The sequence below is a fragment of the Streptomyces sp. NPDC003077 genome (assembly GCF_040611095.1).
Lineage (GTDB): Bacteria > Actinomycetota > Actinomycetes > Streptomycetales > Streptomycetaceae > Streptomyces.
In genome coordinates this window covers 50,887-72,189 of sequence record NZ_JBEXNM010000040.1, presented here as the reverse complement: position 1 = coordinate 72,189, position 21,303 = coordinate 50,887, and the positions used below count along the sequence as shown (strand labels likewise).

19 protein-coding genes and 1 CRISPR repeat array are annotated in these 21,303 nt (G+C 71.5%); of the genes, 9 read left to right on the top strand and 10 right to left on the bottom strand.

Going from position 1 to position 21,303, the window contains the following annotated elements:
• Window positions 1-39: 39 nt before the first annotated feature.
• The gene (locus ABZX96_RS24460) at window positions 40-963 is read right to left on the bottom strand and encodes an MBL fold metallo-hydrolase (protein WP_355548171.1); all 924 of its coding nucleotides are present in this window, start codon (window positions 961-963) and stop codon (window positions 40-42) included.
• A gap of 265 nt (window positions 964-1,228) precedes the next feature.
• On the opposite strand from ABZX96_RS24460, the gene ABZX96_RS24455 reads away from it, so the two are divergent.
• Window positions 1,229-4,666, top strand: a complete 3,438-nt coding sequence (locus ABZX96_RS24455) for an AAA family ATPase (protein ID WP_355548168.1) — start codon at window positions 1,229-1,231, stop codon at window positions 4,664-4,666.
• Between the two features lie 170 nt (window positions 4,667-4,836).
• A complete protein-coding gene (locus tag ABZX96_RS24450; protein ID WP_355548165.1) occupies window positions 4,837-5,388 on the top strand; it encodes a PH domain-containing protein in 552 nt (183 codons plus the stop codon).
• A gap of 177 nt (window positions 5,389-5,565) precedes the next feature.
• Here ABZX96_RS24450 and ABZX96_RS24445 read toward each other — a convergent pair whose 3' ends face one another.
• Window positions 5,566-5,967, bottom strand: coding sequence for a helix-turn-helix domain-containing protein (locus tag ABZX96_RS24445; RefSeq protein ID WP_355548162.1), 402 nt, complete (start codon window positions 5,965-5,967; stop codon window positions 5,566-5,568).
• A gap of 134 nt (window positions 5,968-6,101) precedes the next feature.
• Here ABZX96_RS24445 and ABZX96_RS24440 point away from each other — a divergent pair, with 134 nt between their 5' ends.
• On the top strand, window positions 6,102-6,752 hold the full coding sequence (locus ABZX96_RS24440) for an NAD(P)H-dependent oxidoreductase (protein WP_355548159.1): 651 nt from the start codon (window positions 6,102-6,104) through the stop codon (window positions 6,750-6,752).
• Window positions 6,753-7,009: 257 nt separating this feature from the next.
• Here ABZX96_RS24440 and ABZX96_RS24435 read toward each other — a convergent pair whose 3' ends face one another.
• Window positions 7,010-7,744, bottom strand: coding sequence for a tyrosine-protein phosphatase (locus ABZX96_RS24435; RefSeq protein WP_355548156.1), 735 nt, complete (start codon window positions 7,742-7,744; stop codon window positions 7,010-7,012).
• Between the two features lie 134 nt (window positions 7,745-7,878).
• Between ABZX96_RS24435 and ABZX96_RS24430 the strand changes: the two genes are divergently transcribed.
• Complete coding sequence (locus ABZX96_RS24430) at window positions 7,879-8,412, top strand: SMI1/KNR4 family protein (protein ID WP_355548154.1); 534 nt, start codon at window positions 7,879-7,881, stop codon at window positions 8,410-8,412.
• A gap of 208 nt (window positions 8,413-8,620) precedes the next feature.
• Here ABZX96_RS24430 and secD read toward each other — a convergent pair whose 3' ends face one another.
• From secD to ABZX96_RS24410, 4 genes are all read right to left on the bottom strand, one after another.
• A complete protein-coding gene (gene secD, locus ABZX96_RS24425) occupies window positions 8,621-11,041 on the bottom strand; it encodes a protein translocase subunit SecD (RefSeq protein WP_355548151.1) in 2,421 nt (806 codons plus the stop codon).
• Between the two features lie 200 nt (window positions 11,042-11,241).
• The gene (locus tag ABZX96_RS24420) at window positions 11,242-11,820 is read right to left on the bottom strand and encodes a hypothetical protein (RefSeq protein WP_355548148.1); all 579 of its coding nucleotides are present in this window, start codon (window positions 11,818-11,820) and stop codon (window positions 11,242-11,244) included.
• A gap of 44 nt (window positions 11,821-11,864) precedes the next feature.
• Window positions 11,865-12,548: a response regulator transcription factor gene (locus ABZX96_RS24415; protein ID WP_355548145.1), complete on the bottom strand. Its 684-nt coding sequence runs from the start codon at window positions 12,546-12,548 to the stop codon at window positions 11,865-11,867.
• A complete protein-coding gene (locus ABZX96_RS24410) occupies window positions 12,545-13,522 on the bottom strand; it encodes a HAMP domain-containing sensor histidine kinase (RefSeq protein WP_355548206.1) in 978 nt (325 codons plus the stop codon). The genes ABZX96_RS24415 and ABZX96_RS24410 overlap by 4 nt, the downstream gene beginning before the upstream one ends.
• A 684-nt stretch (window positions 13,523-14,206) precedes the next feature.
• On the opposite strand from ABZX96_RS24410, the gene ABZX96_RS24405 reads away from it, so the two are divergent.
• Both ABZX96_RS24405 and ABZX96_RS24400 read left to right on the top strand, forming a co-directional pair.
• Window positions 14,207-14,533, top strand: coding sequence for a TraR/DksA C4-type zinc finger protein (locus ABZX96_RS24405; protein WP_355548143.1), 327 nt, complete (start codon window positions 14,207-14,209; stop codon window positions 14,531-14,533).
• Between the two features lie 183 nt (window positions 14,534-14,716).
• Window positions 14,717-15,283, top strand: coding sequence for a GNAT family N-acetyltransferase (locus ABZX96_RS24400; RefSeq protein ID WP_355548140.1), 567 nt, complete (start codon window positions 14,717-14,719; stop codon window positions 15,281-15,283).
• 591 nt (window positions 15,284-15,874) lie between these two features.
• Window positions 15,875-16,454: direct repeats of the CRISPR family, unit length 29 nt; unit sequence GTCGTCCCCGCGCGTGCGGGGGTGGTCCC.
• 61 nt (window positions 16,455-16,515) lie between these two features.
• Here the strand turns inward: ABZX96_RS24400 and ABZX96_RS24395 are convergent.
• Both ABZX96_RS24395 and ABZX96_RS24390 read right to left on the bottom strand, forming a co-directional pair.
• On the bottom strand, window positions 16,516-17,364 hold the full coding sequence (locus ABZX96_RS24395; protein ID WP_355548137.1) for a helix-turn-helix transcriptional regulator: 849 nt from the start codon (window positions 17,362-17,364) through the stop codon (window positions 16,516-16,518).
• Between the two features lie 14 nt (window positions 17,365-17,378).
• Complete coding sequence (locus ABZX96_RS24390; RefSeq protein ID WP_355548134.1) at window positions 17,379-18,131, bottom strand: DUF6879 family protein; 753 nt, start codon at window positions 18,129-18,131, stop codon at window positions 17,379-17,381.
• A 173-nt stretch (window positions 18,132-18,304) separates the two neighbouring features.
• Here ABZX96_RS24390 and ABZX96_RS24385 point away from each other — a divergent pair, with 173 nt between their 5' ends.
• From ABZX96_RS24385 to ABZX96_RS24375, 3 genes are read left to right on the top strand one after another with little or no spacing between them, the layout of a single operon-like run.
• Window positions 18,305-18,517 (top strand): hypothetical protein, encoded by a 213-nt coding sequence (locus ABZX96_RS24385; RefSeq protein ID WP_355548131.1) that lies wholly within the window; start codon window positions 18,305-18,307, stop codon window positions 18,515-18,517.
• Window positions 18,504-18,725: a hypothetical protein gene (locus ABZX96_RS24380; protein WP_355548128.1), complete on the top strand. Its 222-nt coding sequence runs from the start codon at window positions 18,504-18,506 to the stop codon at window positions 18,723-18,725. Before ABZX96_RS24385 ends, ABZX96_RS24380 begins: the two co-directional genes overlap by 14 nt.
• A gap of 50 nt (window positions 18,726-18,775) precedes the next feature.
• On the top strand, window positions 18,776-19,138 hold the full coding sequence (locus tag ABZX96_RS24375) for a hypothetical protein (protein WP_355548125.1): 363 nt from the start codon (window positions 18,776-18,778) through the stop codon (window positions 19,136-19,138).
• A gap of 120 nt (window positions 19,139-19,258) precedes the next feature.
• On the opposite strand, the gene ABZX96_RS24370 is transcribed toward ABZX96_RS24375, so the two are convergent.
• Entirely contained in the window at window positions 19,259-20,887 is a 1,629-nt protein-coding gene (locus ABZX96_RS24370) for an amidase (protein ID WP_355548123.1), read from the bottom strand.
• Window positions 20,888-21,303: the final 416 nt, after the last annotated feature.

Here is a 21,303-nt window from a genome sequence, read left to right as displayed (position 1 = left end):
GGTGTCTGGGGGCGCATGCCGGGTGCCTTTCCGCGGGGCTCAGGTCCGCTTGCTGTACTTGCCGTACGGGGCGAAGGGGGCCCAGCCCTTCACGGCGAACTTCTCTCCGTCGCGGGTTACCTCGGCGGCGCCGTGGCCGCCCAGGTGGGCGGGGATCACGAGCGCGTTGTTGTCGGCCGCCCAGCCCAGCACCTTGCGGCGGGTGGCCCGGGCGCCGGCGGGGTCCTCGCAGAAGCAGCTGTTGGCGTCCGGTTCGAGGATCTGCACCGGGCTGTGCAGCATGTCGCCGACGAACACCGCGCGGTCCGTCCCGGAGGTGAGGGTCAGGATGGAGGAGCCGGGGGTGTGCCCGGGAGCCGCGTCCAGGCGGAGGGCGGTATCGATCCGGTGGCTGTTCTCCCACAGCAGCGTTTGGCCGGCCTGGTGTACGGGGGCCACGCTGTCCTCGAAGACGTTTTGGTTGCCTCGGCCGAGCAGCGGCTTATGGCCGTTCTCGGGATTCCAGAAGTCGAAATCGTCCTTCGGCATCAGATAGGTGGCGTTGGGGAAAGTGGGCACCCAGCGCCGACCGTCCAGATACGTGTTCCAGCCGACGTGATCGATGTGGAGATGCGTGTTGATGACGATGTCCACGTCCTCGGGCTCGACACCGGCCCGGGCGAGATTGGCGAGGAAATCGGTTTCGAGGCGGCTCCAGACCGGCGCGTAGGGGCGTTCCTTGTGGTTGCCCACGCCGGTGTCGACAAGGATGGTCCTGCCCTCGCTGCGCAGCAGCCAGGTCTGGATCGCGGAATTCACCATTCCCGACCCGGAATCCAGGAAATGCGGGACCAGCCAGGAGGCGCCGTCGTCCCACGCCTCCTTCGGGCTTTCCGGGAAGAAGGTGCCGGGCGTCATGTCGACGGAGCCGAAGTATTCCCATACGCGGGTGATGGTGACGTTTCCGAGTGTGATCTGTTCCATGGGGGATCCTTGCGGTTCTTTGGGAATGTATTGGGAATGCCCGGTAATTCGGGGATGGGAAATTCGGGGGATTTCCTGAACCGTACGAGCCGCCCCGGGCGCGCGGTATCCGTCACGTGACTGCACCTGTACGCACCTGCGCGTGCGCCGATATATGCGTAAATATGAGCATTATGTCGCCGTCCGTGGGCACGGCCGTGCGTAGGGTGGATGGGGCAAGACGCAAGGCGGCTCCGTTCGAAGGGCCACGAATTCTGGAGACCCGGTGGACGAGCACGCAGGCGACCTCGGGGCGGTCGGGAGGCCAAATCCGGGTCCGGGGCCGGATCCGGCTCTGGGGCCCGGGGAGCCGATCGTCGGCCGGGACGCGGAGCTGGCACGCCTGTTTCGCGCGGTGGACGCCGTAGGTGCGGTGGACGCGGTGGACCTGGTGTCGGACGACCTGGTGTCGACCGACCCGGTGGTGACGCTGGTCGGCGACATGGGCACGGGGAAGAGCGCGCTGCTGGACCGCGCGGTGCGTCGGGCCGAAGTCGGCGGCGCTCACGTTCTGCGTGCAGCGGGCAGCGAGTCGGAGTCGAGCCTGCCGTTCTCGGCCCTGCATCAGTTGCTGCGGCCGGTGTCGGCCGAGGTGGACGGTCTGCCGGAGAGACAACGCGCCGCGCTCCGGGACGCCTTCGGCGCGGAGCCGGCCACGTCCAGGCGGTCGAGCGCGACCGCCTGTATGGAACCCGCCATGCCCCGGCGATCGAGCGCGTCCCCTCGCATGCTGATCGGGGTCGCCGTGCTCGGTCTGCTCTCGGCCCTGGGTGAGCGGCGTCCCGTGCTCGTGGTGCTGGATGACGCGCAGTGGTGCGACCGGGCTTCCCTGGAAGCGCTGTCCTTCGCCGCCCGGCGGCTGGAAGGCGAACGGGTCACGATGCTGATCGCGGCGCGTGGCGCCGACCTCCTCCTGGAATTCGACCGGCACGCACCGACGCTCACCCTCGGACCACTCGACAACGCCGCGGCCAACCGGCTCCTCGACCTGCGGCCGAAGAGCCCCACCGGCCACCTCAGAACGCGCATCCTCGACGAGGCGCTCGGCAACCCCCTGGCCCTCGTGGAACTGACGCGGGCAGCCACCGCCCACGACGCGGCCGTACCGTTGCCGTCCGCGGGCCCGCTACCCGTCACGGACCACTTGGAGCGGGCCTTCGCCGCCCGCCTGAACGACCTCCCCGCCGCCACGACGCGGGCCCTGCTGCTCCTGTCGGCCATGGAGCCCGTGGATTCCGCCCTCGCCGTCTCGGCCGGGTTGCTGCGGGCCGAGGGGGAGGGCCGGCCGTGGGCGGGGGACGACGGCTGGCCGCGCGCCGAGGAGGCCGAGGGTCGTTCGCGTGCGGGGGAGGGCGCTGGGCCGCCGACCGAGCAGGGCACCCGGCGGTACGCCGGTCAGGATGCCAGGCTGCCTGTGCGGGGCGGTGCTTGGTCGCGTCCGGCGCAGGACGCTGCCCGACCACGCGCCGAGGAGGACGATCGTCCGCCCGCCGGGAACGGCACCCGGCTGCGTCCGGCGGATGACGGCACCTGGCCGCCCACCGGGGACGACACTCAGTCGCCCACCAAGGACGGCATCCGGCCGTCCACCGGGGACGACACTCAGTCGCCCACCAAGGACGACATCTGGCCGTTCACCAAGGACGAGGTCTGGTCGCCCACCAAGGACGACGGCTGGCCGTCCACCAAGGACGCCGTCTGGCCGCTGACCAATGAAGACGGCTGGCCCTCCACCAAGGACGACATCTGGCTCCCCGCCGAGCAGGCCGCGCTCATCCGGCGGACCGGCCCGGACCTCCGGTTCCGTCACCCGCTGGTCCGGTCCGCCGTCTACCACGCCGCGCCCCTGGGCGCCCGGCGCGAGGCCCACCTCGCGCTCGCCGAGTTGCTGCGCGACGAGCCGGACCGGCGAGCCTGGCACCTGGCCGCCGCCTGTCCGGGCCCGGACGCGGCCGTGTCGGCGGAGCTGGAGCGGACCGCAGGCCGGGCCCGCCGCCGTGGTGGCCACGCGGCGGCGGCCAAGGCCCTCCAGCGCGCCGCCGAGCTCGCGCCGAGGCGTGAGGAGAGCGCCCGGCTGCTGGTGGAAGCCGCTTCGGCGGCCGTGTTCACCGGGGACCTCGCCTGGGTCGAGGAACTGGCCGCCGCGGCCCGCGCCCGCACGGACGACCCGTCGCTCCTGGCCGACGTCGCCGTGCAGGCCGGACGACTGGCGATCCTGACCGCGCACCACACCGCCGTCTTCTCCCGACTGACCGAGGACGCCGAAGAGCTGGCGGCCTCGCGGCCCGCCGCCGCGCTGGACCTCCTGGCGGGCGCCGCCGTGGTCCGCTTCTACAGCGGAGAGGACCCCCAACGCCACCGCATCCGGGACCTCCTGCGACGCCTCCCCGAGGACGCCTCGTCCGTGGGCCTGCGCACCTGGGTGCGAACCGTCTCGGACCCCATCACCGACCGGGCCGCACTCGTTCCCCTCCTCCCGCGATTGGCCGCCGAGGCGGCAACCCGGCCGGAGCACCTCACCACCGTCGGGATCATGGCCTGGCTGCTGGACGAGACCCCGCAGGCCGTCCGCGCCTTCGACGCGGCCTTCGACCGCTGGGAACTGCGGGGGACGCTGCCGGAGGGGCTGGGCGGCGCGGTCGCCTGGGCCTACGTGGAGCGCGGACGGTGGGAACGAGCGCGCGCGGCCTGCGCCCGCACCACCGCGGTCGGCCGGGCGACCGGCCTCGACCACGCCGTCGCCTGCGCGGCCACCGTGGACGCCACCGTGCTGGCCTACCAGGGGCACACCGCGTCGGCCCGGGCCCGGGTGGAGGCGGCGCTCGCCCTGATCGATCCGCTGGAAAGCCGCTCCGTCGCCGTCTATGCCCGTCGCGCGCTGGGCGCCGCGGCAGCCGCGGACGGTGCGTACGAGACCGCGTACGACCACCTCCGCATGATCTTCACGGCGGAGGGCGCGCCCGTGCACTACCACGCCTCCTACCCGTCCCTCGCCGAACTGGCCGCCGCCGCCGTGCGCTGCGGCCGTCGCGAGGACGCCGCCGCGATCGTCGAGCGTTCCGCCCGCACGCTCGCGGAGGGCGCCTCACCCCGCCTGCGCGCGCTCCTCGCCCGGGCCCGTGGCCTGCTGGCCGACCCCGAGGACGCCGAGCCGCACTTCCGGGCGGCGCTTGCCGACCCGGCCCTCGCCCACTGGCCCTTCGAACGCGCCCAGACCCTGCTCGACCTCGCCGAGTGGCTGCGCCGCCGACGCCGCATCGCCGAGGCGCGGGGACCGCTCGCCGAAGCGCTGGAGACCTTCCGGCGCCTGGGCGCGCACCCGTGGACCGAGCGCGCCGAGGCCGAATCCCGGGCCGCCGGCCTCGGCGTCACGGACCCGTCCCCCGACGCGATCGCCCAACTCTCCCCGCAGCAGCGGCAGATCGTCAGCCTCGCCGCCCGGGGCCTGACCAACCGCGAGATCGGCGAAAAGCTCTACCTCTCCCCGCGCACGGTCGGCTCACACCTCTACCGCAGCTTCCCCAAGCTGGGCATCACCGCCCGCTCACAGCTGCGCGACCTCGTCGAGGGCACCGTCACGACGGCCGACGGCCGGGAATCGACGGCCGACGGTGGGGAACCGACGGCCGACGGTGGGGGCCTGTCGTCCGACCGCCAGAAATAGGGGCACATCCGGCGTCCGGCCGTGGAAGCGGTCGCCTGACGCGTGCCATCCGTCATCCCGCCAGACCGGAGCTGCCGACTCACACCGGGAGACGCCGAACGCCCCACCATGCAGGATGATTTCCCCAACGCACGCGAATCCGACCGTTCACGACGCCTTCGAAGCTGACGATGACCGATTCCGCGACCGATGTCCCTCCCTTACCCAACACCGGCCGCACCGGCGAGGAAGGCGGGGAAACCGTCCTCCGCCCACCGAGCAACCCGGTCAACCGTCGGGCGATCGGCTGGTGGCTGACGCGAGCCCTGCTCACCGTGGTGCCACCCGTCCTCGTCCTGGGCCTGCTCGCCCTGCTGATCGCCCCGGCCCGTCCGTGGCTGCTGCTGTCGGCGGCGGTCGTCGGGGTGCCGGGGCTGGTGTACGCGGTGGTGATGCCGCCGTGGCGGTACCGGATGCACCGCTGGGAGATGACGCGCGACGCGCTGTTCACGCGCGCGGGGTGGGTGCGCGAGCAGTGGTGGGTGGCGCCGATGGCGCGCATACAGACCGCCCATACGATCCGGGGCCCGTTGCAGCGGATGTTCCGTCTGTCCACGGTCGTGGTGACGACGGCCTCGGCGGCCGGACCGCTGAAGATCGACGGACTGGATTACAAACAGGCGTGGGACCTGGTCGATGAACTGGGCGACGTGGCGCAGACGGAGACCGGGGACGCGGCGTGAGCGGCGCTCTGGGGGCAGGGGAGGACTCGGACAGGCGCCAGGGCGCTCCTTGAGCCGCCACCGAACCGAACCGGCTAGATCCGCGCCGAACCGGCTAGATCCGCGCCGAACCGGCTAGACCCGAACCGAACCGGCTAGACCCGAACCGATCGGGCTGGGTCGCCCACCCCGAACCGGCTATGCCCGCGCGTCGGCCGGACGCTCCGGACGCTCCGAGAGCGCCCCGGTACAGGGCCCGGCGTCCGGCAGGTGGGTTTTCGCCCATTCCGCCAGTTCCCTGAGGGCGGGCTCCAGGGCGGCGCCGGCCTCGGTGAGCCGGTAGGAAACGCGCAGCGGCGGGCCCTCGTCGACCTGGCGCAGGACGAGGCCGGCGGCGCCGAGTTCCGCCAGCCGGTCGGAGAGCATGCGCTCGCTGATGCCGGGGATGGCCCGGCGCAGGTCGGCGAAGTGTGCGGGCTGTTCCACCAGGACGGCCACGATGGGGCCGCTCCAGCGCTTTCCGAGCAGGTGGAAGACGCGGGTGATGCCCTCGTCCACCCGCTTGCAGGCCGTGCTGCCGTGGTTCCGCTCCGTCGCCATGCCTTCCAGGGTACTACCTCCGGGTAGGGGGCTGAAAAAAAGTAAGTACCTATGCTAGAAATAGTTGAGTACGAAACAGCAGCCCAGTACCTCGCCGGTGCCGGGCTGTCCCGTCCGTTCTTCTGGAGACCCCCATGGCCACCCTGCTGCACATCGACTCCTCCGTGTTCCCGGGCGAGGCCTCGGCCTCGCGCGCCGTGACGGCCGCGTTCCGCGCGCACTGGCAGGAGCAGCACCCCGAGGGAACGGTTGTCTACCGCGACCTCGCGGCGCAGCCCGTCCCGCACATCACCGCCGACGCACACACCGCCGGCCTCACCGACCCGGCCTCGCACACCCCCGAGCAGGCCGCCGCCTTCGCCGAGCGCGTCCGGCTCATCGAGGAGCTGGAGCAGGCAGACGCGGTGCTGATCGGCGCCCCGATGTACAACTACACGATCCCCTCGACCCTCAAGGCCTGGCTGGACGCCGTGATCCTCATGGGCCGCACCGCCGGCGGCGCCCAGTCCGTCAAGGGCACCCCGGTCACCGTCGTCGCCAGCCGGGGCGGCTCCTACGCGCCGGGCACCCCGCGCGAGCCGTACGAGTACGTGCAGAACTACCTCAAGGCCGTCCTCGTCGACGGCTTCGGCATGGAGGCCGACTTCATCGTCCCGGAGCTGACCATGGCCCCGCACAACCCGGCGATGGCCGAACTGGTCCCGCTCTTCGAGGCCTCCCGCACCCGCGCCTTCGAAGAGGCCGAGGCGAAGGCGAAGGAACTCGCCGAGCGCCTCTCGGCCTGAGACCACCCCTGGCCCGGGTGCCGCCGACCGCGCGGCATCCGGGCTGCGGCGTCTGTCGATCCGGACGAAACGGTCCCAGCCCGAGACGGTGCCCCGGCGTCCCCAAGGCCGCCCACCGGCAAGGGCCGCCGCGCGCCAGATCATCCGGCCGCGCGCCGACTCGTCCGTCCATGAGGCGGAGCGCAAGCCGTCCCGCCGCGCGATGAAGCACTCGCGCGATGAAGCACCAAGCCCCACCCGACGGAACCCCCGCTCGGTCAGGAAGCCGGTTCGAGCAGGCGTCGGCGCAGAGCGGCCACCAGCTCGTCATCGACACCCAGCAGGTCACGGGCATACCCGCGCACGGACCCGTGCCGCTGCGCCAAGGAGACAAGGAACAGACGCATGACCTCCGCAGGCGCGCGGCCGTAACCGGGCCACCTCGGCTCCTGCCCGGGACGGTCGGCCCGCCAGTCGGCCAGGAGCCCTTCCGTGGCACGTTCCGTGAGCGTGAAGTCTTCGACGATCCGCGCCTCCGGGACCCCGAGCAGGTCCAGGACGAGGGCGGCCACCAGTCCGGTGCGGTCCTTGCCGGACTGGCAGTGGAACACCACGGGTGCGTCCCCGGTGGCGATCGCTTCGAGGGTCCGGCGCAGTTCCTTGACGCCGTCATGCGTGACTTCCCCGTACTTCTCGGCGAGGAAGGGCCCCACCTCCACCTCCGGTCCCAGGCCCGCCTGGTCGTAAGGGCGGTGCTCGATGCTGAAGTTGTGGTAGGCGAAGGACGCGTGCTCGGGGACGCGGCCCTTGGCGTCGATCTCCCACGGATACCGCAGGTCGATGACCGTACGCACCCCCAGGCCGAGGAACCGTTCCCAGTCCCCGCCGCCCAGCTTGCCCAGGGAGTCGGAGCGGAAGATCCTGCCCCACCGCACCGCTTGGCCGTCCGTCGTCGGATAGCCGCCCAGGTCGCGGAAGTTGTGCAGCCGCGCGAAAGGTATGTGTCTGTTCACGGGGCGGAAGCCTATGCGGGGGGCGCTTGTCCTGATGGGTGCGCCTCACCGTGAGGGGAGCGCGGGGGAGGAAGATCCCGCGGTGCGGCACGAGAGGATGAGTGCGACGCTCGACCTCTTCGAAGGGCACCGCCGTGAACGTTTCCCTCGCACGCCTCGTCCGACTGGTCCCGCCACCCCCGCACCCGCGGGAAACGGACTGGGAGCCGGTCGAGGAGGCGCTGGGCGTGGCCTTGCCGAGCGACTACAAGGAACTCGTCCACGTCTATGGCGGGAGCAACTGGGACGACTACCTCTACGTCCTCGAACCCGGCTGCCCCAACGACAACTACGACCTCCTGAAGTGGGCGGACTGGAAAACCGAAGACCTGGAGGGCCTGTGGGAGTACGAGAAGAAGCCGGACGAACTGGAGGAGGCAGGCGCCCGGCTCATTCCCTGGGCCACCACCGACAACGGTGAGTACTTGTACTGGCTCGTCCGTCCCGGTCGGCAGCCGGACGACTGGACCGTCATGATCAACGAAGCCCGTGGTGACCGCTGGGAGCACTTCCCCCTCACCTGCACGCGATTCCTGGCCTCGGCGCTTACAGGGGAGCTGCGCTCCGCGCTCCTCTCCACCTGTTTTCCGCTGCCGGTCCACGAGTACCGGCGGTTGGCTCCGATGTGAGGCTCCGCGATGACGTGCCGGTGCGGGCCGCTTGGCCCTGAGCACCTTGCGCGGTCTGAGGGCATAAGGGGGAGCGGTCGGAGCACCGGCCCCCCACCCTGCTCCTCCGCCCCCGACGGCATGGCCGCCGGAGTGGCGTCGGAGCAGGGCAGCGCGCTGGCAGTCGCCGCGCGTGGTCAGCGCTGCCGTACGAAGGGCCGTCGCCGGATCAGGAAATCCGCGCCTCCTGAGAGGCGGGGCGGCGCGTCGGGGTCTTCTTCTTTTCCGTGGGGCGTTTGCCGCGGTCGCTCAGTTCGATGGCCAGCGGTGCGGCGGTGAACATCGAGGAGTAGGTGCCGACGACGATGCCGATGAGCAGGGCGATGGCGAAGTCGGTCAGGGAGTCGCCGCCGAGCAGGGCGAGGCTGGCCAGGATGAACATCGCGCCCATGCCGGTGTTGACGGTGCGGGGCACGGTTTGGAGCAGGGCCGTGTTGGCGATGCGGGCGAGGGGGGTGCCGGGGCGGGTGCCTTCCAGTTCTCTGACGCGGTCGAAGACGACGACCGAGTCGTTCACCGAGTAGCCGATCACGGTGAGCAGCGCGGCCAGGAACACCCCGTCGACGGGTTTGCCGAGCCAGGCGAACACGCCGACGAGGATCACCACGTCATGGGCCATCGCGACGACCGCCGCCGCGCCGAGTGTCCAGCGGAACCGGAAGGCCAGATAGAGCAGTTGGGCGCCCAGCGCCACCGCCAGGGCGATGAGGGCGCCCCGGCGCAGCTCGTCGCCCAGGCTCGGGCCGATCAGCTCGTCACGGACCTTCTCCGCCTTGCCGCCGCCCAGGTCGCGGATCTTCTCGCGTACCTCCGTCTCCTCGTCGTGCGAGAGGCGGTCGGTGCGGACGGTCAGGTCGCCTTCGCCGGAGGTCTGGACGACGGCGCGCGGGAAGCCGGCGTCGGCCAGGGCGTCGCGGGCGCGGTCGGCGTCCACGGGGGCGGCGGTGGAGTACGAGATCAGCCGACCGCCGGTGAACTCCACACCGAAGTCCAGGCCGCGGGCGACGATCCCGGCGACCGCCAGGATGAGCGCGGCGGCGGAGACGGCCAGCCAGCGCCGCCGGTGACGCATCAGGTCCGGGTCGCGGCGGGTGAGCCAGGCCCGGACGGCGCCGGTGTTGGCGATACCGGTGATGCGGGGGCGCCGCCGCACGGGGCCGCGGGCCACCGCGAACTCCGCGAGGACGCGGGAGATGACCAGGGCGCTGACCATGGAGGCCAGGACACCGATGCCCAGGGTGACGCCGAACCCCTGGACGGGCCCGGAGGCCAGGACGAACAGCAGCCCGGCCGCGATGAGCGTGGTGATGTTGGAGTCCGCGATGGCGCTGAAGGCGTTGCGGAACCCGGCGGCCAGCGCCGACCGCAGACTCTTGCGCCCGTGGGCGCCGGGGTTGGCGTATTCCTCCCGAGCGCGTTCGAAGACCAGCACGTTGGCGTCGACGGCCATGCCGATGGCCAGGACGAAACCGGCCAGGCCCGGGAGCGTCAGGGTGGCGCCCAAGGCGGCCAGCAGGGCGTAGGACAGCAGGCCGTAACAGGCCAGCGCCAGCGCCGCCAGACCACCCAGCAGCCGGTAGACGACGATGATGAACAGGCAGGTCAGCGCGGTGCCGATGATGGCGGCCCAGGCGCTGGCCTCGATGGCCGCAGCGCCGAGGGTAGGGCCGACAGTGCGCTGTTCGACGGTCTCCACCGGCACCGGCAGGGCACCGCCGCTGATGAGCGCGGCCAGTTCCTTGGCTTCCTCGGGGCTGAAACCGCCGGTGATCTGGGTGAACCCGCCGGCGATCCCCGTACCGCAGGCGACCGTGCGCTCCACCTGCGGCGACGAGATGACCTTGCCATCGAGGACGATGGCGACCCGGCGGGCCGGGTCACCCACCTGCGCACAGGCGGCCTTGCCCGTCAGGTCGGCCCACCGGTCCTTGCCCGCGTTCTTGAAGTCGATACCGACGAACCAGCCCACGCTGTTCTGCGGGTCCGTCTGCGCCTGCGCGTCGTCGACATGGGCACCGGTCATCGCGGACGGTCCCAGGCGCAGCCGCTGCCCGCTCTCGTCGGGCAGGATCTGTTCCTTGGACGCGTTGGATGTGTTGGATTCGTTGGTCGCGTTGGCTTCGTTGGATGCGTTGGCTTCGTTGGATGCGTTGGATGCGTTGGATGCGTTGGATGCGTTGGATGCGTTGGGTGCGTTGGATGCGGACTTTTCGGGTTGGGGCTTTCGTTCCTGAGACCGTTCCGGGCCCGCCACAGCGAGTACGGGGTGGAAGGTGAGCTGGGCGGTGCGGCCCAGGACGGCGGCGGCTTCCCGGGGCTCTTGCACACCCGGCAGCTCGACGATGATCCGGCGGTCTCCGGAACGGGTGAGGGAGGGCTCGCTCACGCCGAGCGCGTCGACGCGGCGGCGCAGGACCTCCAAGGTGCGGTCGGTGGCCTCGGCGTCGGCCTTTGCGGTGGGGGAGTCGCGGGTCTCCAGCACGATCTGGGTGCCGCCGCGCAGGTCGAGACCGAGCCGGGCGGGGACGGTGATCGTGATGTAGATCGACACGGCGACGACGGCGAGGGCGAGCAGGGCCCGCACGCGCATGGCGCGCGACAGACGTGTCGGGTGCGCGGAACGTGCCGATCGAGTTGAACGTGCTGATCGAGTTGCACGTTCCGATTGCGTTGCACGTGCCGATCGCGTTGCACGCGTCGGGCGTGTTGAACGTTTCAAAGGGTGCCTCCAGCAGGCATGCCGGCTGCCGCGTCCGCGGTGAGCGGCGCGGGAGCGACGAGCAGGGGAACTCAGATGCCTGGAGGAGTGGGCGGTGCCCGGCCGGTGTGGCAGGTGGTGTGCTGCGGACGAGCCGCGCCCGACGGGGGCGGCGGCAGCGGCGCCCCCGCGGCGGGCGAGGGAAGGACGAGGTGGGGCGGGGGCGCGCCGATTCCGGAAAGGGGAGGTGCGGCGGGCGGGGCGTTCCGGAGCAGACGCGGCGCGGAGGAACGGATGACCGCGCGGGCGTCGTCCGGGCCGGGGGTGGGGGACCAGAGGTTCTTGTCGGGGGTGGGGGTGGGGGCAGAGGTGGAGTGGCGGGTTTGAGTGGTTTCGGGGTGGAGGTCTTCGGGGTTCCAGGGGTTCCCGGTGTTCTCGATGTTCCCGGTGTCCCCGGAGTTCTCGGTATCCCCGGTGTTCTCGGCAGCGACGGGGTGGGGGGAAGCGGTGATCGCCGTGGGCGTCGGCGTTCCCTGCGCGTACGAGACCGGGGGCAGGACGCCCAGAAAGACGAGGCTGAGGCCGAGGAGGGTGGTGAGGAGAGCCGCCACCCGCGCACGCGGAACCGTCCCGCGGCAGGGGGCGGACCCCCATGCGCGCCGCTGTGGCATGGCGTCTCCTCGTTCGGTCGCCGCGCGGGTGCGGGCGGGCGGGCTCAGGGCTCGATCAGGCCGGCGCGGATCGCGTAACGGGTGAGTTCCAGGCGGTCGCGCAGGCCGAGTTTCTGCAACAGGTTCGCCCGGTGGCGCTGCACGGTCTTGACGCTGATGACGAGCATGGCGGCGATGTCCTTGGAGGAGTGGCCCTCGGCGATGAGCTTGAGGATCTCCTCCTCGCGGGCGGTGAGGACCCGGTCGGGGAGTTCGTCGCCGTCGCGGGCCCGGTCGAGGTAGTTGCGGATGAGGGCGGTGACGGCGCCGGGGTACAGGAACGGCTCACCGCGCATCGCGGCCCGGCAGGCCGCCACCAGGTCGCGGTCGGCGACGGACTTCAGCACGTAACCGCAGGCCCCGGCCCGGAGCGCCTGGAAGAAGTACTGCTCGTTGTCGTACATGGACAGCATGAGGATGCGCAGTCCGGGCCGGAGCGCGGCCAGCTCCCGGGCCGCCTGCAACCCGGTCATGCGGGGCATGGCGACGTCCAGGACGGCCAGGTCGACGGTGTGGGTGCGGGCCATGGCGATGGCCTCGGCGCCGTCACCGGCCTCGGCCACGACCTCCAGATCGGGTTCGCCGTCGAGGATGAGCCGTACGCCGCGGCGGACCAGCGCGTGGTCGTCGGCGAGCAGAATGCGGGTGGTGGGGGTGGCGGGGGTGGTAGGGGAGCCGGGCGGGTTCACGCGTTCTCTCCGGTGGTGGGTACGGACAGGGACACGCGGGTGCCGATCCGGGAACGGGGCCCGGTACCCGTCCCGGTCCCGCGGCCGATGTCGAGGGTGGCGCCGGCGAGCAGGGCGCGTTCGCGCATGCCGCGGATGCCGGCGCCTTCGCGGGCGACGCCGATGCCGCGTCCGTTGTCGGTGATGGACAGCACCACGGCGGTGGGTTCGCGGCGCAAGGTCAGTTCGATGCGGGTGGCGTCGGCGTGCCGGGCGGCGTTGGTCAGCCCTTCCTGCGCGACGCGGTAGAGCACCAGTTCCGTCTGCCGGTCCAGCTCGGGCAGGTCGGTCGCGAAGCGGCGCCGCACCTCCAGCCCGGTGTGCGTGGCGAAGTCGCCGGCCAGCGAGGTCAGCGCGCTGACGAGCCCCAGGTCGTCCAGCACGCCGGGGCGCAGGCGGCGGGCGAGCTGCCGCACCTCGTCCAGGCTCTCGCGGGTGATCTCCTGCGCCTGCCGCAACTCGTCCCGCAAGGACTCCGGGGCCCGGTCCGCCGCCCGCTTGAGGCCCAGCAGGACCGCCGTCATGCTCTGCCCGACCTCGTCGTGCAACTCCTGGGCGATGCGCCGCCGCTCGGCCTCCTGCGCGGACAGCGCCCGGGTGCTGCTGGCGGCGCGCTCGGCCTCCAGCCGGTCCAGCATGGCGTTGAACGTACGGATCAGCTCGGCCACGCCCCCGTGCCCGCGCACCGGCAACCGCTGACCGGGACGCAGCAGGTCCACCGTGGCCATCAGACGGGTGAGCCGCTCCAGCGGGGCCAGCCCGACGCGCAGCAGGGCGGCGTTGGCGACGAGCATGACGCCCAGCCCGCCCACCAGGACGACGGCCTCGGTGAGCACCACCGGCACCGAAACGGTCACCGGCGCCCACAACAGCAGCGCCGTGGCCGCACCGAGCACCAGGGCGTTGAGCCCGAATATCCGCCAGAACAAGGACACGGCGTGCAGAACCCTCCTATAGGCCGTCATGAGTCGTCACCACTATCGGCCACGCCGCAGCCGAGCCCGCCACCGGGCGGCGGCCATCGCGACGACCCCGCTGTGAGCCCCGCCTTCATCGCCGTGTCACTCGGTGCCTTCATCACCGTGTCACTCGGTCTTGTCGGTCCGGTCGCCTGATCGTCAATCCGCGTCTGAAGTCTGACGGCCGGTCCTTCCGTCTGGCGGTTGGTCTTGCGGTCGGTCGGTTCTTCGGGCTGGCGGTCTGTCTTGCGGGCTGGCAGTCGGTTGCCCGCTTGATGGTCGGTTGTCCGTCCGACGGTTGGTCGTCCGCCTGACCGTCGGCCGTCCGTCTGGCCGGCAGCCCCATCATCCGACGCCCGCTCGAACGTCTGATCACCGGCCCGACGGTTACGGATGATCGTCGGCCCGATGGTCACGTGGTCCAGCCTGCCGGAGCGGACCCCGTGCGGTCGATGGACCGCGTGACCCATCCGCGGGCTCCCGCCCGCCCCGCACCCCCGGGCTTCTGCATCCTCCGCACCCCCGGAAATGGGTGCTGTGCCCCATAGCCCCGCGCCGCCGGACCGGCCAGGCTCGTCATCAGTCGCCTGGCTGCCGCTCCCGTGTCGGCGGCCAGGCGCGCCATTTTTCGTCCCCCTCCCCCCAGGAAGGACCACACCCATGACCCCCGATACGGCCCCATCCACATCCAAGGCCGGCCGGCTGACCGCCGAGGAGGCCCGGCAGCGCCTCGATCACGAGCGGGAGTCCCGCCTGATGCAGCTCAAGGCGATCGAGGAGGCCGAGCAGCAGGCGTCGGACGACCTCCTGTCGGCGCAGAAGGCCGCCACGAAGCACATCCTGTCGGAGATCGACGCCGCCATCGGCCGCCTGGACAACGGCGTCTACGGCATCTGCCAGGACTGCGCCAAGCCCATCCCGGCCGAACGGCTGGAGATCCTGCCCTACACCCGGCACTGCGTCGGCTGCCGACGCCAGTCCGCCTGACGGGCCGGCCGCCGACCGCGGCCGGCCCCGCCGGCCTCTTCGCCCTTCCGCCGCCCTGCCCGCGCCCGTCCGCTGTCTCGCGGTACCGTCATCGGTCCGCTGTGCTTCGGCAACCGTCATCCATCCGCCGTGTTCCGAAAAATACTGGCGCGGCATCGGGCCGAAGGTGAGGATCGACTGGCAATGGCCGACGATGAAAGGGAGAGGGAGACGGACGTGGACGGGAAGGTGTTATTGCACCAGGTGGACGAGGACACCCTCGAAGAACTCCTCGCCGTGGCCGTCGGCGACGCGGACCCGGAGGACGTCATGCCCCCCGTGCCCGGCCCGCCAGGATGGACGACGGAACGTCAGGACGCCTTCCGGTCCTGGCACCGCGCTCGACGACCCGGCCTCGCCGGACCGCTCCGCGAGAGCACGTTCGCGATCATCCACCAGGGGAAGGTGGTCGGTTCGGGCCGCCTGGCGTTCCGTGAAGGTCAGGAAGTCCTCGAAACGGGCATGTGGCTCGCCCGTTCGCAGCGCGGACGCGGGATCGGCACCCGCGCCCTCCGCATGCTTCTCCACGTGGCCGCGAAAGCCGGGGCGCGTTCCGTCGTCGCGGACACCACGGCTCGGAACAAGGCGGCCCTCGTCGCTTTGCAGCGCAACGGCGCAACGCTCATCGCGATCCAGGACAGCATCGATGTCCACGCCGAGTTGGTGCCGACGGAGCTGCCGCCGGCTCCGGTATCCCGCGCGAGCACGTGAACACCTCGACACGTGAACGCGAGCCTGTGGGCCGCGTGAACGCGTGAGAGGTGTCTCCCATCGCCTTCATGGTGAGACGTCAGCGGTCCGTCGTCGGCCGGGAGTACGAGGACGGGGCGAGCCGTCCGTGTGTCGGTCAGGGTGCGGGGGCCCGTCCAGCCGTGGCGGGTGGCTTTGGTGCCGTCCAGGATGATGCCGCGGGCCAGTTGGTCGACGGTGTAGAGGGTGAGCCAGGGGCCGGTGTGCGGGCGCAGGCGGGCCAGGGCTTGGGCCGCCGTGATGGCTGAGCGGGGCGCTCGGTCATTGGTCACCTCCAATGGCGGCCCGGCAAGGTCGCTCTGAAGGGATTCACCATGACGCGGTTGTCAGCCCGGCGGCTGTGGTGACTGATCGGGTTGTTCTGCCGGTCCGCGTGTTGTCTTCTTTTGCTGGGGCGGCATACTCGGCGCCGGGTGTGTCTGCCGTCGTGGGGGCGATGATGACCTGTTTTGGTGTTATCGGCCATGAAGCTATGGAGTGACCAATATGGGTAATTCCTGGGAAGTGAGTAAAAACCGCTCCCTGCTCCGCTAAACGCGCAGGTCGCGGCCTGTCGTCCCCGCGCGTGCGGGGGTGGTCCCGTCGCCGTGCACACGCCCAAGTCGTTCGTGAAGTCGTCCCCGCGCGTGCGGGGGTGGTCCCGCGACTGGTGCCCGCGCTGCGAGCGCGTCACCGTCGTCCCCGCGCGTGCGGGGGTGGTCCCCTGTCGTCGACCGGCGCGATGCAATGCGAGACGTCGTCCCCGCGCGTGCGGGGGTGGTCCCCCGGCGGCAGCACCCTGGTCATCCAGACCCGCGTCGTCCCCGCGCGTGCGGGGGTGGTCCCCGCTCGTCCCGGACCGACACGGCCAAGGAGCGGTCGTCCCCGCGCGTGCGGGGGTGGTCCCCGACTCCCGGCCGGGTCTCGCCCGGTTTCTGCGTCGTCCCCGCGCGTGCGGGGGGTGGTCCCCAGCTCGGGGAGCCCGGCTGGAAGAAGCTGCGGTCGTCCCCGCGCGTGCGGGGGTGGTCCCCCGGCGGCAGCACCCTGGTCATCCAGACCCGCGTCGTCCCCGCGCCTGCGGGAATGGTCCCCTTCACCCTCGCGCCCGTCCACCGCGTCATCCGTCGTCCCCCCCGCATGCAGGGGCCGTCCCGCAGCCGGGACATCACCGGCGTCTCCCGGCGGTGCAGACGGGACCCCGATAATCAGGCCGACTACCTGAGCGTCTGCCGAACACGGTTGATCAGGTGCTGGGCCTCGGCCCCGTAGACGGCGGAATCGTGCAAGGTGCTCCAGGCCCTGCGGTACAGGGCGATGGTCTGCGTGTCGTCCACCCACAGTTCGGCGTGCCAGTCCTCCGTGATGACCAGGCGGTCGTTCAGGATCCAGAAGCCGTTCGCTGTGGGGATCTTCAAAGAGGCGTCCAGGGGAATGATGCCGAGTTCGACGGTGTCCAGGCCGATGGTGCCGGCCAGCCGGTCCAGCTGGGCGGCCAGCACGCCGGGCGGGCACACCCGGGCGTGCAACGCCGCTTCCCACATCAGCGCGTGCAGCATCCGGCCCGCCTGGTAGAGCCATTCCTGGCGCTGGAGCCGGGCCCGGACGGCGTCCTCGATGTCCTGCGCGGACATTTGGTGCAGGCGGGCGTACCGGGTCAGCACATGCCGGGCGTAGTCGGCTGTCTGGAGCATGCCGACGACGACGGCTTCCTCCCAGAGATGCAGGACGCTGCTGCGGGCGATCTCCTGGTTCAGGGTCTCCTGGACGGGACGGAACCCGGCGGCCAGCTGCCGGCGGAAGGACCGGATGTGGGACTCGAAGCCCTTCAGGCGGCTTTGCAGTTCCTGTTCGCTGCCGGGCCGACCGGTGGCTTGGGCCCAGGCGCGCAGGTCCGCAGGCGTGGCGGTCTGCTTGCCGTTTTCCAGCTTGGAGACTTTCGAGACCGGCCAGTTGAGCCGCCCGGCCAGCTGGACTCCGGTGAGCCGGCCGTCGGGGCAGGACAGGCGCAGTTCCCGCAGTCGTGCTCCGAGGGCCGCCCGGGCCTGCTGGTAATCCGTGCTCACCGCGGCGCGCCTCCTTACTCGGCGGCGGCCACCTCCGCCGCGAAGTCGGTGTACGGGACGGCGTGATGCCAGGCGGCGTCCCGGGCTTGCAGGTAGCGGACGACCCGTGCGGGCTCGGTGATCAGCTCGATGTGCAGCAGCTCGTCCGCGTCGTCGAAGTGCAGCAGTGCGACGAGCCGCGAGTCGAAGATCCAGAAATCCTCCTCGGGCAGGCCGATCCGGAGGGCGTCCGCGCGCCAGAGGTTGCGGACGTCCTCGCCGGTGGCCGCGTTCCCCTCGGCGCAGCCGAGGAGGAACCTCTGGCCGGGGGTGGGCGGGCGGTCCACGATGCGCACCCGCCCGACCTGCTTGCCGGCCGCTGTCTGGGCCCGCATGTTCGTGCTCCACGCATCGGTCAGGTCCCACCGCACGGTGCCGGTCTCGAAGAACTCCTCGTAACTCTCGTCCCGACGGTCGGAGGCGTAGCCCCGGCGCGTTTCGAGCCGCCAGGCGGTGTGCTCGAAGACGGCGAACAGGTGGTGGAACTCCTCCGGCGTGATCAATTCGGGTTCGGGTGTCATGTCTTTCGGCCCCCAGTGGACGAGCAGATGCCGGGGTACGACCACGGCGCAGTCTCCCGGGCTGAAGTGCCGGAGCTGGGCGAGGTCGGCGGGATCGGTCAGCGGTGTTCCCTGCACGACGACTTCCCCGGTGTCCAGATCGTCGTGGAGAGCCGGACAGCCGGCGATTTTGCTGTCGGTGCCCGTGAAACGCAGGCGTCGCGCCATGGCCGTTCCTTTTCCTTGAGAGTCGGGTCCCCTTCATCGTCGGGGGCAGCACCCGTCCCAGCCAGAGCATCTGCCAGCCGGTAGAAGAAAAACAGTGAAATACCGTCTGGATCAAGAGAAAAAGCGAGAAAATCACCCGGCCTCGCGAACAGCCCAGGTCTAGCGTCCGAGCCATGACGACTCCGGACTTTCCGACCGTTGCCCCGAACACGGCAACCGACACCCTGTGCGCGGCACTGGCGAAGGCGGGGATCGTCCTGCCCTCCCTGACCGTCGACACCGCTTCCCCGGAACTGGGTCTGGTGCAGCTCGGCCGGGTGCGTGCGGACGTGGCCCTGCGACTGGCCGACCTCATCGAGCGAGGGGCGGGCGGTGACCGTGACTGAGGTGCCGTTCGGGTCTCTCGCCTTCGACACCGCCCGCCACCGCGTCGGCCACGTCATGGACCGCCTCGGCACCCGGATCCAGCTGCGCCCACTCGGCGGCGGAGTCGAGTGGGACGCCCAGCCGGAAGACGTGCGCCCCGCCACCGCCCTGGAGGAGCTGACGGCCCGCCTGGCGGCGCGCGACGCACGCAGCCGGGGCCGGCGGTGAGGCCCCGACCGCCGAATGCGCTGCGGCCGTCCCCCCTCCAGGTGGCGGGCTTGCGCTGCGCGCTGTGCGACGCCCCGCTGTTCCGGGACCGGCTGCTGGGCGAGTTCGAGGTGGCCGTCCGGGGCCGGCGCGCCCGCGTGCCGCTGTGGGCCTGCGCCCCCTCCTGCCCGGCCGTGGCCGCGCTCCGCCAGGCCGCCGCGGTCCAGCGCGACGGACGCCGGCAGACCCCGCCGACGTGCCACCAGCACCACGACCCCACCGGCCGCCCGATCGCCGTCGCCATGATCGCGACCGGGCGCCGGGCCTACCTGAGCCTCTGGCGCTGCCCACGATGCGACGCGGAACCACGCCCGGGCCGCCGCCGCACCGTTCCCCCACCCCCCGGCTCCCCGTCCCGGCCGCGCGAAGGATGACCACCGGCCCGGACGGGGCACGCGCCCTCCCCGCAACCCCTCACCGGCCCCCCAGCCGGGCGGGGAGGGCGCTCATCCCGTCTCTTGCGGCTGAGCCCGAAAGGGAAACCGCACCACCGCTCACCGACCAGCGGCACCCCCCACCGTCGGCAGATACCGCGGCGCCCGCCACGCATCCAGCCGACGTTCGACCGCGGCCCCCAGCGACAGCAACTCGGCGTCCTCACGATCACCGGCCATCAGGAGCAGCCCGACCGGCAGCTCGCCCACGAACCCGGCCGGTACCGACAACGACGGGTACCCGGACACGGCGGCCGGGGTGGAGGACGGGATCACGTCGTTGTCGCCCCGCGCGCAGTCGGTCGTCCAGGCGGGCGGGTTCGCCGGCGAGGCGATGGCGTCCAGGCGGTGGGCGGCCATGGCCTCGTCAATCGAACGCCGGGAGAGGTCCTTCAGCTCCGCGCGCATCGCCCGGTACTTCGGGTCGGTGGTGGGAGGCGCGGCGAGGGCCTGCTCGAACAGTTCCTGACCGGCGAAGCAGGTGCGCTCGGCCGGGTGGGCGCGGTTGAACTCGATCAGCTCGGCGAGGTTCCGCGGCCCCTTGCGCGTGGCGAGGTAGGCGTCGATGTCCCGGTGGAACTCGCTCAGCAGCGCCGGGAACTCAAGCTCCGCCAAGCGCTCCTGGTACGGCAACGTCACCTCGACGACCTGCGCCCCCGCCTTGCGCAGCCGCTGCGCCGTACGCGTCATCAGGGCGTCCACCTCCGCCCCGAGCGAGGGCAGCCGCCACAGGCCGATCCGCTTGCCACGCAGCCCGCCGGAGCGCGTCGGTCCGTCCGACAGCCCATATGACCGTACGTTCGTCAGCCCGGCACGTGCGCCGGAGCGCAAGGCGTCGTCCTCGCTGAGCACGGACAGCGTGAGCGCGGTGTCGATCACATTGCGCGCCATGGGCCCCGCGGTGTCCTGCTCGGCCGAGATCGGCACCACGCCCGCTTGGCTGACCACGCCGAGGCTGGGCTTGTGCCCGACCACCCCGTTCATCCCGGCCGGGCACACGATGGAACCGTCCGTCTCGGTGCCGATCGCCACCTGCGCCAACGACGCGGCGAGCGCGGCGGCCGAACCGGAGGACGACCCGCACGGGTTGCGGTCCAGTACATACGGATTGTTGGTCTGCCCGCCCACCGCCGACCACCCCGAAGTCGGCTTCGCCGCGCGGAAGTTGGCCCACTCGGACAGGTTGGTCTTGCCGAGGATCACCGCCCCCGCGTCCCGCAGCCGGGTCACGAGGGCGGCGTCGGTGGCCGGCGGCCTCCCGGCCAGCGCGAGCGAACCGGCCGTCGTCGGCGTGCCGCGGGTGTTCACGTTGTCCTTCAGCAGGACGGGTATGCCGTCGAGCGGACCACGGGTGCGACCGTGCCGGTGCCGGGCGTCGCTGGCGGCGGCCTGGCGCAGGGCCGTCGGATCGGTGCGCAGCACCGCGTTGATCTTCGGATCGACGGCCTCGATCCGTCGTAAGTAGGCGCTGGTCAGGGCGGACGAGGTCAGCGAACCGTCCTCCATACGGGCCTGCAACTCCGGAATCGTCACCGTGTCGAGATCGACTCCGAGCCCCGATGCCGAACCGGCCGGTGTCGGGCTTCCGGCGCCGCTCCCAGCGGCTTCCGCTTGCGGCTGCGCCGCGCCCGTCACGAGCGACCCCGCCGCCAGGGCGGAAATCAGCGTGATGATGCTCTTCTTCACCATGCGGGCCAGCCGACTACATGTCGTCCGCCTGACGCAAGGATTCCACCGGGCCCACGCATAACACCTCACCCGACCATGGGCCGTGCTGCCCCCGCGCCTTCTGTGGTGGATGACGACGCAACGTGCCGTCACGATCATGAGGTCGGGGTCGGGGTCGGGGTCGGGGTCGAGAACGAGAACGAGAACGAGAACGAGAAGGAGGTCGAGAACGAGAACGAGGTCGGATCGCCGCGAAGGGAGTACGTCAGTTCCCGTTGACGCTGGCCGGAGAGGGCGCGAGCCAGCCGAGACGAGGGGAAGACCGCCGCCGGACCGTGGGAGAGCGACGACGGGTTGGGGGCGCGCATCGCGCTGCTGAACTGGTTCCGCCGCCAGCACATCTGCTGGGAGATCCGAGACGGCTTCCGCCGCACGTT